Origin of the sequence: Actinosynnema sp. NPDC059335 (assembly GCF_042752395.1) — a bacterium.
Lineage (GTDB): Bacteria > Actinomycetota > Actinomycetes > Mycobacteriales > Pseudonocardiaceae > Actinosynnema.
In genome coordinates this window covers 57,664-69,249 of the sequence record NZ_JBHYXZ010000031.1, presented here as the reverse complement: position 1 = coordinate 69,249, position 11,586 = coordinate 57,664, and the positions used below count along the sequence as shown (strand labels likewise).

10 protein-coding genes are annotated in these 11,586 nt (G+C 73.0%); 3 read left to right on the top strand and 7 right to left on the bottom strand.

The annotated features are described in order from the left end of the window. Positions 1–179 precede the first annotated feature (179 nt). The 3 genes from ACFXGA_RS12790 to ACFXGA_RS12780 are packed head-to-tail and all read right to left on the bottom strand — an operon-like array spanning position 180 to position 3,244. Positions 180–1,364 carry a cytochrome P450 gene (locus ACFXGA_RS12790; RefSeq protein WP_378087214.1) on the bottom strand — a complete coding sequence of 395 codons (1,185 nt, stop codon included), beginning with the start codon at positions 1,362–1,364 and terminating at the stop codon, positions 180–182. 51 nt (positions 1,365–1,415) lie between these two features. Then, positions 1,416–1,982 carry a TetR/AcrR family transcriptional regulator gene (locus ACFXGA_RS12785; RefSeq protein ID WP_378087212.1) on the bottom strand — a complete coding sequence of 189 codons (567 nt, stop codon included), beginning with the start codon at positions 1,980–1,982 and terminating at the stop codon, positions 1,416–1,418. Then, positions 1,979–3,244 (bottom strand): glutamate-5-semialdehyde dehydrogenase, encoded by a 1,266-nt coding sequence (locus tag ACFXGA_RS12780; RefSeq protein WP_378087210.1) that lies wholly within the window; start codon positions 3,242–3,244, stop codon positions 1,979–1,981. Before ACFXGA_RS12780 ends, ACFXGA_RS12785 begins: the two co-directional genes overlap by 4 nt. A gap of 141 nt (positions 3,245–3,385) precedes the next feature. On the opposite strand from ACFXGA_RS12780, the gene ACFXGA_RS12775 reads away from it, so the two are divergent. The 3 genes from ACFXGA_RS12775 to ACFXGA_RS12765 all read left to right on the top strand — a co-directional run bounded on the left by ACFXGA_RS12775 (position 3,386) and on the right by ACFXGA_RS12765 (position 7,687). Beyond that, the gene (locus tag ACFXGA_RS12775) at positions 3,386–5,464 is read left to right on the top strand and encodes a RecQ family ATP-dependent DNA helicase (RefSeq protein WP_378087208.1); all 2,079 of its coding nucleotides are present in this window, start codon (positions 3,386–3,388) and stop codon (positions 5,462–5,464) included. Positions 5,465–5,488: 24 nt separating this feature from the next. After that, the gene (locus ACFXGA_RS12770) at positions 5,489–6,025 is read left to right on the top strand and encodes a GNAT family N-acetyltransferase (protein WP_378087206.1); all 537 of its coding nucleotides are present in this window, start codon (positions 5,489–5,491) and stop codon (positions 6,023–6,025) included. A gap of 384 nt (positions 6,026–6,409) precedes the next feature. Further along, on the top strand, positions 6,410–7,687 hold the full coding sequence (locus tag ACFXGA_RS12765; protein ID WP_378087204.1) for an MFS transporter: 1,278 nt from the start codon (positions 6,410–6,412) through the stop codon (positions 7,685–7,687). Positions 7,688–8,008: 321 nt separating this feature from the next. Here ACFXGA_RS12765 and proB read toward each other — a convergent pair whose 3' ends face one another. From proB to rplU, 4 genes are all read right to left on the bottom strand, one after another. Beyond that, positions 8,009–9,139, bottom strand: coding sequence for a glutamate 5-kinase (gene proB / locus ACFXGA_RS12760; protein ID WP_378087202.1), 1,131 nt, complete (start codon positions 9,137–9,139; stop codon positions 8,009–8,011). Continuing rightward, complete coding sequence (gene obgE / locus ACFXGA_RS12755) at positions 9,136–10,593, bottom strand: GTPase ObgE (RefSeq protein WP_378087200.1); 1,458 nt, start codon at positions 10,591–10,593, stop codon at positions 9,136–9,138. Before obgE ends, proB begins: the two co-directional genes overlap by 4 nt. A 96-nt stretch (positions 10,594–10,689) precedes the next feature. Next, positions 10,690–10,953 (bottom strand): 50S ribosomal protein L27, encoded by a 264-nt coding sequence (gene rpmA, locus ACFXGA_RS12750; protein ID WP_073889563.1) that lies wholly within the window; start codon positions 10,951–10,953, stop codon positions 10,690–10,692. Between the two features lie 14 nt (positions 10,954–10,967). Then, entirely contained in the window at positions 10,968–11,282 is a 315-nt protein-coding gene (gene rplU / locus ACFXGA_RS12745; RefSeq protein ID WP_378087198.1) for a 50S ribosomal protein L21, read from the bottom strand. Between the last annotated feature and the right edge of the window lie 304 nt (positions 11,283–11,586).

The window sequence follows — 11,586 nt, the reverse complement described above, 5'->3', positions numbered from 1 at the left end:
CCCACCAAGGGGCCACGACTGGCCCGCGACCCCCCCCGGGTGGGCGGGAACCCCGACCGCGCCGACCGGCGTGGACGTGGAGCCGTCGAGCCGGAAGTGCGCCGGCGCGATCGACGTGCACATCCCGGTGCCGATGCACGCGCCCCGGTCGACCTCGACCTTCCACTCGCCCATGCCGCTCACCAGCTCACCGGCAGCGCCAGCGGGCCGCGGATCAGCCGGCCCTTCTTGAACGCCACCTCGCCGTCCAGCCGGAGCCCCGGGAACCGCTTGAGCAGGGTGCCGATCGCGACCTGCAGCTCCATCCGCGCCAGGGGCGCGCCGATGCAGTGGTGCACGCCGTGGCCGAACATGAGGTGCGGGTTGTGCGCCCGGTGGAAGTCGACCTCGTGCGGGTTCTCGAACACCGACGGGTCGCGGTTGGCCGTGACGTTGTTGACGAACACCGCCTCGCCGGGCTTGATCGTCACGCCGGACAGCTCGACCTCGGCCGTCGCGATCCGCGGGAACCCCGCCGAACCGCCCAGCGGGGTGATCCGCAGCAGCTCCTCGACCGCGGCGGGGATCAGCGACGGGTCGGCGCGCAGCTCGCCGAGCCGCTCGGGCCGGCGCAGCAGCTGGTAGACGAAGTTGCCGATCTGGTTCGCGGTGGTCTCGTGGCCCGCGACCAGCAGCGTCACGCCGAACGACACCAGCTCCTCCTCCGTGAGCCGGTCCTCGTTGTCCCGTGCCGCGACCAGCACGGACAGCATGTCGTCGGCGGGTTCGGCGCGCTTGCGCCCGACCAGCCCGGCGATGTAGGTCCGCAGCGACTGGCCGGCCGCCAGGATCTCCTCGTGGCTGAACGCGGTGATCGCCACCGCGGCCTCCGACCAGGCCCGGAAGTCGCGGCGGTCGTCGAACGGCACGCCCAGCATCTCGCAGATGATCGTGATGGGCAGGGGCATGGCCAGCGCTTCCACCAGGTCGGCGGGCGGGCCCTGCTCCTCCATCCCGTCCAGCAGGCCGTCCACGATGCCCTGGGCCCGCTCGCGCAACTGCTCCGTGCGCCGCGCGGTGAACGCCTTCGCGACCAGCTTGCGCAGCCGCGTGTGGTCCGGCGGGTCCATGCTCAGGATGTTCGTCTCGGTCGGCATGGTGGGCAGCGTGCGCGGCACGTCCGCGCCCGGCTCCATGACCGCCGCCCGGCTGAACCTCGGGTCGGCCAGCACCGTCTTCACGTCGTCGTAGCGGGTGGCCAGCCACCCCTCGCCCCCGTAGGGCAGCCGGACCCTCGACACCGGCTCGTCGCGCAGCAGCTCCAGGTACGCCGGGTTGAGTTCGAGGTCGTCCATCTCGGCGAACGGGTAGGACCTGGTCTCCATCGGATAAACCCCCATGTAAGCATTCGCTTACATCCGACAGTAGGCAGCTCGTCACTGACCGTCAACCGGTTCGATGTGCTCCAGGAGGACGGACGCCGCCCGCGTCACCAGGGCGGCCACCTTGGCGCCGTCGGCGGCCGCGAGCGGCTCCTTGCCGAACACGCTGCGCAGCACGCCGATGCCGACGACCCACGCCAGCACCAGGTCCGCGCGCAGCTCCGCGTCCTCCGCGTCCGTGAGGGACGACAGGACGCGCGCGTAGTCCTCCCCGAGTCGCCGCCGCACCACCTCGGCCGCCGAGTCGTGGTGCGAGGACCGCAACGCCGCGTACAGCGGGTGGTCCTCGCGCCGCGGCTCGTCCATCATCCGCAGCAGCACGTTGCGGAGCAGGTGCTCGGCGGGCGAGTCCTCCAGCAGCTCACGGCTCCGCGTGGCCAGCACGGCCGCGAACAGGGCGTCCTTGCTGCCGAAGTAGCGGAACAGCAGGGCCTGGTTCACGCCCGCCAGGTTCGCGATGTCGCGCACCGTGGTGTGGTCGAACCCGCGCTCGCCGAACAGCCTCGTGGCGGCCTCCAGCAGCGCCGCCTTGGTCGCGGCGGCGTCCCGGGGTCTGCTCACGAGGCCGGCCGGACGTGCCCCTCGCCCCAGACCACCCACTTCGACGAGGTCAGCTCGGTCAGCCCCATCGGGCCGCGGGCGTGCAGCTTCTGGGTCGAGATGCCGATCTCCGCGCCCATGCCGAACTCGCCGCCGTCGGTGAACGCGGTGGACGCGTTGACCATGACCGCCGCCGCGTCGACCCGCGCGGTGAACCGCCGGGCCGCGTTGAGGTCGCCGGTCACGATGGCCTCGGTGTGGCCCGAGCCGTGCGCGGCGATGTGCTCGATGGCCTCGTCGATCGAGCCCACGACGCGGGCGGCGATGTCCAGGGACAGGTACTCGGTGTCCCAGTCCTCGTCGGTCGCGGCCCGCACCCGGGGGTCGGCGGCGAACCGCTCGTCGCCGTGGATCGTGACGTTCTGCGCGTTCAGGGCGTCGGTGATGCGGGGCACGAACTCGTCCGCGACGGCGGCGTGCACCAGCAGCGACTCCGCCGCGTTGCAGACGCTCGTGCGGCGGGTCTTGGAGTTGAGGACGATCCGCTGCGCCATGTCGAGGTCGGCGCTCGCGTCCACGTAGACGTGCACGTTGCCCACGCCGGTCTCGATGGTCGGCACGGTGGCCTGCTGCACGACGGCGTTGATCAGGCCCGCGCCGCCGCGCGGGATGACCAGGTCGACCAGGCCACGAGCGGTGATCAGGTGCGTGACGGACGCGCGGTCGTGGCACGGCAGGAGCTGCACGGCGTCGGCGGGCAGGCCGACGGACTCCAGGGCGTCGCGCAGGATCGCGACGAGCGCGGTGTTCGAGTGCTCGGCGCTGGACGAGCCGCGCAGCAGGGCCGCGTTGCCCGACTTCAGCGCCAGGCCGGCCGCGTCCACGGTGACGTTCGGGCGGGCTTCGTAGACCATGCCGACCACGCCCATCGGGACGCGGACCTGCTTGAGCTCCAGGCCGTTCGGCAGGATCGAGCCGCGCAGCACCTCGCCGATCGGGTCCGCGAGGCCGGCGACGGTCTCCAGGCCGCCGGCGACGGCGTCGACGCGCGCCTCGGTCAGCGCGAGGCGGTCCAGCAGGTTCTGGGCCAGGCCCGACGCGCGGCCCGCCTCCAGGTCCTTGGCGTTGGCCTCCAGCACCTCGGTGGCGCGGGTGCGCAGGGCGGTGGCCATCTCGTGCAGTGCGGCGTCCTTGCGCTCACGGGTGGCGAGGACGAGCTCGTTGGCGGCGACACGGGCGCGCCGGGCCGCGGCGTGCACCTGTTCGCGCAGGTCATCAGTCACGTCGTCCAGCCTACGGTCACCCGGTGGTGGCTGTCGCCGAGGTTCCCGCAGAACGGACTCGTCACCACTTCGGGTGAAGCCCGACGAAGGCAGCTCGCACAGGTGTCCGTTCTGTCGGTGCCTTCTGCCATGGTGTGCCGCATGGACGACAGCGCACTCCGCGAACTGGCCGAGGAACGGCTGAGGGCTTTGGCGGGCCCTCGGGCGGTCCTGCGCGACGACCAGTGGACGGCGATCCACGCCCTGGTGTCCGAGCGGCGGCGGGCGCTGGTGGTGCAGCGCACGGGGTGGGGCAAGTCCGCCGTGTACTTCATCGCCACGGCGTTGCTGCGGTCCCTGGGCGAGGGGCCGACGGTGATCGTGTCGCCGTTGCTGGCGTTGATGCGCAACCAGGTCGACGCGGCCGCGCGGGCGGGCGTGCACGCGGCGACCATCAACTCGGCCAACACCGACGAGTGGCAGGACGTGCAGGACCGGGTGGCGGCCGGCGAGGTGGACGTGCTGCTGGTGTCGCCGGAGCGGCTGAACAACCCGGACTTCCGGGACTCGGTGCTGCCGTCGCTCACCGCGGCGGCGGGGCTGCTGGTGGTGGACGAGGCGCACTGCATCTCCGACTGGGGCCACGACTTCCGGCCGGACTACCGGCGGCTGCGGACGTTGCTGACCGAGCTGCCGGCGGGCGTGCCGGTGCTCGCCACCACGGCCACCGCGAACAACCGGGTGGTGCGGGACGTGGCCGACCAGCTGGGCCTGGGCGCGGGCTCGGACACCCTGGTGCTGCGCGGGCCGCTGGACCGGGAGAGCCTGCGGCTGTCGGCGGTGCGGCTGCCGACCGCCGAGGCCAGGCTGGGGTGGCTGGCCGAGCGGCTGGAGCGGCTGCCCGGCTCCGGGATCGTCTACACGCTCACGGTGGCCTCGGCCGACGACGTGGCGGCGTTCCTGCGGGACCGCGGCTACCGGGTGGCGGCGTACTCGGGGCGCACCGACCCGGCGGAGCGGCAGCGGGCCGAGGAGGACCTGCTGGCCAACCGGGTCAAGGCGCTGGTGGCCACCTCGGCGCTGGGCATGGGGTTCGACAAGCCGGACCTGGGGTTCGTGGTGCACCTCGGCGCGCCGCCCTCCCCCATCGCCTACTACCAGCAGATCGGCCGCGCGGGGCGCGGGGTGGAGCGCGCCGAGGTGCTGTTGCTGCCCGGCCCGGAGGACAAGGACATCTGGGCGTACTTCGCGTCGCTGGCGTTCCCGCCGGAACGGGTGGTGCGGCAGGTGCTCGACGCGTTGCCGGCGGACCGGCCGATGTCGACGGCGGCGCTGGAGCCGGTGGTGGAGCTGTCGCGCACCCGGCTGGAAGTGGTGTTGAAGGTGCTCGACGTGGACGGGGCCGTGCGGCGGGTGCGCGGCGGCTGGGTGTCGACGGGGCAGCCGTGGTCCTACGACGTCGAGCGGTACGAGCGGATCGAGGCGGCGCGGCGGGTGGAGCGGCAGGCCGTGCTGGACTACCTGGCCACCGACGGCTGCCGGATGGAGTTCCTGCTGCGGCAGTTGGACGACCCGCACGCCGCGCCGTGCGGCCGGTGCGACAACTGCACCGGGGAGCGGCCGTCGGCGGAGGTGTCGGACGCGGCGGCGTCGGCGGCGCGGGAGCGGCTGCTGCGGCCGGGCGTGGAGGTGGAGCCGCGCAAGATGTGGCCGACCGGGATGGCGGCGGCGGGTGTGGCGCTGTCCGGGAAGATCCCGCCGGGCGAGCTGGCGGCGACGGGGCGGGCGTTGGGGCGGCTGACCGACATCGGCTGGGGCAACCGGTTGCGGTCGCTGTTCGCGGAGGGCGACCGGGCGATCCCCGACGAGGTGTTCGCCGCGTGCGTGAAGGTGCTGTCCGCGTGGGGTTGGGCGGAGCGGCCGGTGGGCGTGGTGACGGTTGGGTCGCGGACCAGGCCCGAGCTGGTGGGCAGCTTCGGGCGGCGGATCGCCGAGGTGGGCCGGCTGCCGCTGCTCGGGCAGGTGTGGCTGGGCGAGGCGGCGCGCCGGGCCAACAGCGCGCAGCGGTTGGCGGGCCTGGTGCGGGCGACCGACGTGCCGGATCTGTCCGGTGTGGACGGTCCCGTGCTGCTGGTGGACGACCAGGTCGACACCGGCTGGACGATGACGGTCGCCGCGCGGCTGCTGCGGCGGGCGGGCGCGGCGGCGGTGCTGCCGTTCGCGTTGGCGGTGACGGCGTGAGGGGGAAGGGGCGAGGATGACACGGTGAGACTGACGACGGAACGGTTGGTGCTGCGGCCTTTCACGCCGGCCGACGCGCCCGCGTTCGCCGCGTACCGGTCCGACCCGGACGTGGCCAGGTACCAGGGGTGGGACGCTCCGTTCTCGCTCGCGCAGGCCGAGGAGTTCGTGCGCGAGGTGGGCGCGGCGGACCCGACCGCGCCGGGCTGGTACCAGTTCGCGGTCGAGGCGGACGGGGTGCTCGTGGGTGACGTCGGGGTGGGGCTGCACGAGAACCGGATGCAGGCCGACCTCGGGTACACGCTGGCGACCGCGCACCAGGGGCGCGGCTACGCGACGGAGGCCGTGCGGCGGGTGCTGGCGTACCTGTTCGAGGTGCGCGGGCTGCACCGGGTGGCCGCGGAGTGCGACGCGCGCAACGTGCGCTCCGCGCGGTTGTTGACCAGGCTCGGGTTCCGGCAGGAGGGGCGCCGGGTGCGGAGCACGTGGATGAAGGGAGAGTGGACCGACGACCTGCTGTTCGGCCTGCTGGCCGCGGACTGGCGCTCGGGCGGGGCCTGACCGACAACGGCTCCCGAAGTCACCTGCCCGCACCGACCGAAGCTCTCGGTATGCCGAACCGCCCGGTGCCGAACCGCCCGGCAGCCTCGGCACGTCAAGCGGCCTTGACGCCGAGCGGCCGTGTGGTGCCGCACCGAGAGTGGTGGGGTCGCGGTGCGGGTGCCGGTGGGCCACCACGTCCGGAGCGTTGACGGGGGTGGCGGACTCGGCATCGAACCGCTCCGGCGGCGAACCGTTCGGCAGACGGAGGGTTCGGGGTGATTCGGCGGTGGTCGACGGGCGTTCGGCCTCGCCGGAGGTCGACTGCGTGCCCCCGATCGGGGCGGGAGGCCGGTTCGGTGAAGGATCTACCGGCTTTGGGCGGTTTGTGGTTGTGTCCCCACCATGGCCGCCCTGGAGACCGGCACCGAGACCCAGCACCGCCTGCCGTTGCGCAAGCTCGTCGCGGCGAGCATCGGCAACGCCATCGAGTGGTACGACTGGACCATCTACGCGACCTTCTCCATCTACTTCGCCACCCAGGTGTTCCCCAAGGACAACCCGCGGCTCGCGTTGATCAACACGCTCGCGGCGTACGCGATCGCGTTCTTCTTCCGGCCGCTCGGCGGGTACCTGCTCGGGCGGTTCGCCGACCTGCGGGGGCGGCGGACGGCGATGTTGCTGACCATCGTCCTGATGGCCGGCGGGTCGGTCGCGATCGGGCTGCTGCCGACGTACGCGCAGGTCGGGTGGCTGGCTCCGGTCCTGTTGCTGCTCGCCCGGGTCGCGCAGGGCCTGTCGCTGGGCGGTGAGGTGTCCAACGCGTCGGCGTACCTGGCGGAGATCGCGCCGCCGCACCGGCGCGGGCGGTACTCGGCGTTCTTCTACATCTCCACGGGCACCGCGGTGCTGGTGGCGTCGCTGCTCGGGTTCTGGCTGGCCCGCGCGTTGGACAAGGCCCAACTGGAGTCCTACGGCTGGCGCATCCCGTTCCTGATCGGCGGCGTGCTGGGCCTGGTCGGCCTGTGGCTGCGGCGCAGCATGGAGGAGACCGAGCAGTTCGAGCACAACAAGGCCAAGGCGCAGCGGCTGAGGAGGCCGCTGCTGACGACGCTGCGCGAGCACCCCAGGGCGGTGGGGCGGCTCATCGGGTTCACCATGCTGTCGACGCTGTGCTACTACACGTTCTTCAGCGCGCTGACGCCGTTCGCGGTGTCCAAGCGCGGCGCGGACGCCGGGGACGTGTTCCTCGCCCTGTCGATCGCGACGGCGTTGTTCATCGTCCTGCAATACCCGATGGGCGCGTTGTCGGACCGGGTCGGCCGCAAGCCGCAACTGCTCGTCTGGTCGGCCGCGACCGCAATCCTGGTGGTGCCGCTGTCCACGCTGATCGGGCCGGGCGTGGGCAACCTGCTCGTGGTGTTCTGCGTCGGCCTGGGCCTCTACACGGCGATGACGTCGATCGCGCCCGCCGTGATGAGCGAGCTGTTCCCGACCGAGCTGCGCGCCCTGGGCATCGGGTCCTGGTACAACCTGACCGTCGCGCTGTTCGGCGGCACCGCGCCGCTGGTCATCCAGGCGTTGCCGGGCACCACGTTCTTCTTCTACGTCGCGGCCGGGGCCGCGGTCGCGTTCCTGGTGATCCTCACGATGCCCGAGACGAAGGGCAGCGAGCTGCGGTAGCCGTCACGGCCGATCCGGGGACCAACGGGTCGTCGGGTTGGCCGGCCGTCGGATTGGCCGGCCGTCGGGTCGACGGGCCACCCGGTTGGCGGGCCCAACCGAGTCCGCGGGCCACCGGGTTGGCCGGCCCTCGGGCGGGCTGGCGGGCTGGCGGGTCGGCGGGTCCGCTGGCCAACCGGGTCTGCGGGTCTGCGGGTCTGCGGGTCTGCGGGTCTGCGGACGAGCCAGCCGGCGGTGCGAGCGGTAGGCAACCGTTTGCGGACCGGCGGGCGGGTCGATGGGCGCGCCGGCGAGTCCGGGCAGCGGGGGACGGCGGTGAGGCTAGGGCCGCAAGGGCACGAGGTCGTCGGCGTGCACGACTTCCCGGCGTTGCTCAGCCGGGAGGTCGCCGCTCTTGCGCCCGATCAGGGACGGCAGCTCGGCGGAGTCGAAGCCGACCACGCCGCGCGCCACCACGTGCCCGGACTGGTCGACCAGTTCGACCACGTCACCGGCCTCGAACGCGCCCTCCACGCCGGTGATGCCCGCCGCCAGCAGCGAACGGCGGCGGCCCACGACCGCGGCCACCGCGCCGTCGTCCAGCACCAGCCTGCCGGTCGCGTCGGCGGCGTGCCCGAGCCAGAACCGGCGCGCGGACAGCCGCGGGCCGGTCACCGCGAACGCCGTGCCGACGTCCGCCGTGCTCAACGCCCGCGCCGCGTCCGCCGCGCCCGCCAGCAGCACGGGGATGCCCGCCGACGCCGCCAACCGGGCGGCGGCCAGCTTCGACGCCATGCCGCCGGTGCCCAGCCCCGACGCGCCCACCGATCCCGCCTTCACGCCGTCCACGTCGGACGCGCCGGCCACCTCGGTGATGCGCCGCGCGCCCGGCTGCCGGGGGTCGCCGTCGTAGAGCGCGTCCACGTCGGAGAGCAGGAACAGGGCGTCCGCGCCGACCAGGTGCGCCACCAGCGCGGCCAGCCGGTCGTTGTCGCCGAACCGGATCTCCTCGGTGGCGACCGTGTCGTTCTCGTTCACCACGGGCACCGCGCCGAGCGCGAGCAGCCGGGAGAACGTGCGCTGCGCGTTGCGGTAGTGCGCGCGCCGCACCACGTCGTCCGCGGTGAGCAGCACCTGACCGACGGTCAGCGAGAACCGCCCGAACGAGTTCGCGTACGCGTGGGCCAACGCCAACTGCCCGACGCTCGCCGCCGCCTGCTGCGTGGCCAGGTCACGCGGCCGCCGCGACACGCCCAACGGCGCGAGGCCGGCCGCGATCGCGCCCGACGACACCAGCACCACCTGGCTGCCCGCCGCGCACCGCGCCGCGACCGCGTCCACCAGCGCGTCCAGCCGCGACCGGTCCAGCCCGCCGGCAGCGGTGGTCAACGACGACGACCCGACCTTCACCACGACCCGCGACGCCGCGGACACCGCCTGCCGGGCCTGCGACGCCGCCACCGAACCGATCACTCGTCGTCGTCCTCTTCGAACTCGTCGTACCCGCCGGGGAGGCGGCGTGCCTTCTTCGCCGCCAACCGCTCGGCCGCGCCCACCCGGTTGCTCGCCTCCAGCCGCACGTCCGTGCCGCGACCGGACATGGTCATGGCAATGCCCGCGGGCGTGGTCGGCTCCCAGTCGAACACCAGGTCGCCGATGGTGACCTGGCAGCCCGGCACGGCCCCCATCTTGACCAGCACGTCCTCGACGCCGAGGCGGGCGAGCCGGTCGGCCAGGTAGCCGACGGCCTCGTCGTTGCTGAAGTCGGTCTGCCGGATCCACCGCTCGGGCCGCTCGCCGCGCACGATGAAGCCGCCCTCGGTCTGCGGGTCCTCCACCACGGTGAAGCCCTGGTCGTCCACGGCCTTGGGCCGCAGCACGATCCGCGTGGACTCCTGCTTCGGCCGCGACGCCCGGTACTCCTCCACCACGCGCGCCAACGCGAACGTCAGCTCGCGCAGGCCCTCGCGGCTGGCCGTGGACACCTCGAACACTGGCAGGCCGCGGGCCTCGATGTCCGGGCGCACCAGCTCCGCCAGCTCGCGGGCCTCGGGCACGTCGATCTTGTTCAGCACCACGACGCGCGGCCGCTCGGCCAGGTCGTCGGCCAGGGAGGGGGTGTACTTGGCCAGCTCCTCCTCCAGCGCGTCGATGTCCGACAGCGGGTCGCGGCCGGGCTCGTAGGTGGCGCAGTCCACGACGTGCACCAGCACCGCGCAGCGCTCGATGTGCCGCAGGAAGTCCAGGCCGAGGCCCTTGCCCTCGGACGCGCCGGGGATCAGGCCGGGCACGTCGGCCATGGTGAAGATCGTCTCGCCGCCGGTGATCACGCCCAGGTTCGGCACCAGGGTGGTGAACGGGTAGTCGGCGATCTTCGGTTTGGCCGCGGACAGCACCGAGATGAGCGACGACTTGCCCGCCGACGGGAAGCCCAGCAGGCCGACGTCGGCGACGGACTTCAGCTCCAGCACCAGGTCGTGCTGCTCGCCCGGCTCGCCCAGCAGGGCGAAACCGGGGGCCTTGCGGGCCTTGGAGGCCAGCGAGGCGTTGCCGAGGCCGCCGCGACCGCCCTGGGCCGCGATCAGCCGGGTGCCCTCGCCGACGAGGTCCGCGACGACCTCGCCGTCGGGCGTCATCACGACCGTGCCGTCGGGCACGCGCAGTTCGAGGTCCGCGCCGTTCGCGCCGTCGCGGTTGCCGCCCTGCCCGCCCTTGCCGTTGCCGGCGCTGGCGTGGGGGCGGAAGTGGAAGTCGAGCAGCGTGTGGACCTGCGAGTCGACGACCAGGACCACGTCGCCGCCCTTGCCGCCGTTGCCGCCGTCGGGGCCGCCCAGCGGCTTGAACTTCTCGCGGTGCACGGACGCGACCCCGTTGCCCCCGTCACCTGCGGCGACGTGGATGACGACCCGGTCGACAAAGCGGGACACGGGGATTCCTCTCTGGCAGAAGCAACGAGGGGCGGGAGCCGGAATGCACCGGTCCCGCCCCTCGTCGCGAGGTCGTTCCGTCTTCGCCCGAGGCGCTTAGGCAGCAGCCTCGACCGGGACGATGTTCACGGTCTTGCGACCGCGCTTGGTACCGAACTCGACCGCACCGGGAGCCAACGCGAACAGCGTGTCGTCCTTGCCGCGGCCGACGTTGACGCCGGGGTGGAACTTGGTGCCGCGCTGGCGGATCAGGATCTCGCCGGCCTTGACGACCTGACCGCCGAACCGCTTGACCCCGAGGTACTGGGGGTTCGAGTCACGGCCGTTGCGGGAGCTGGATGCGCCCTTCTTGTGTGCCATGGCTAGTCAGATCCTCACTTACCGGTGATGCCGGTGACCTCGACGCGGGTCAGCTTCTGGCGGTGACCCTGGCGCTTGTGGTAGCCGGTCTTGTTCTTGAACTTGTGGATGCGGATCTTGGGACCCTTGGTCTGCTCGACGACCTTGCCGGTCACCGAGATCTTCGCCAGGGCGTCGGCGTCGGAAGTGACGTCGGAGCCGTCCACAACGAGGAGCGGCGCCGCGAAGGTGATCTCGGTGTCCGGCTCGCCTTCGAGCTTCTCGACCTCGATGACGTCGCCGACAGCCACCTTGTACTGCTTGCCGCCGGTCTTGACGATCGCGTACATCGGGACGGAAGTCTCCTGCTACTCGACGGGACGGGATCGCGCGCGCCTCGGCTGCACTGATAACGAGCACGCTGGGCTTCACGCGACAGGGCCCACCGGACGGCGGGCCGCGTATCAGGTTACGTGGCGGTGGACGGGGTGGTCAAACCGGGGTGCCCCAACCGCGTTCCCGCTGGTCACGGGCGGCAGGGCGGAGGTGGCCCGCACGCGGCGAACCGCGGCCCCGGCAGGGCCGGCCGCCGGTGGCGGGGGGGTGGATAAGCCCACCCTTTCCGCGCCCCCGGGGCGGCCCGGCGGGCCGGAG

What these genes read in the sequence shown, in the direction of transcription:
- rpmA (WP_073889563.1), bottom strand. Translation starts at nt 10,953, where the DNA reads ATGGCACACAAGAAGGGCGCATCCAGCTCCCGCAACGGCCGTGACTCG.
- ACFXGA_RS12765 (WP_378087204.1), top strand. Translation starts at nt 6,410, where the DNA reads ATGGCCGCCCTGGAGACCGGCACCGAGACCCAGCACCGCCTGCCGTTG.
- ACFXGA_RS12790 (WP_378087214.1), bottom strand. Translation starts at nt 1,364, where the DNA reads ATGGAGACCAGGTCCTACCCGTTCGCCGAGATGGACGACCTCGAACTC.
- rplU (WP_378087198.1), bottom strand. Translation starts at nt 11,282, where the DNA reads ATGTACGCGATCGTCAAGACCGGCGGCAAGCAGTACAAGGTGGCTGTC.
- ACFXGA_RS12775 (WP_378087208.1), top strand. Translation starts at nt 3,386, where the DNA reads ATGGACGACAGCGCACTCCGCGAACTGGCCGAGGAACGGCTGAGGGCT.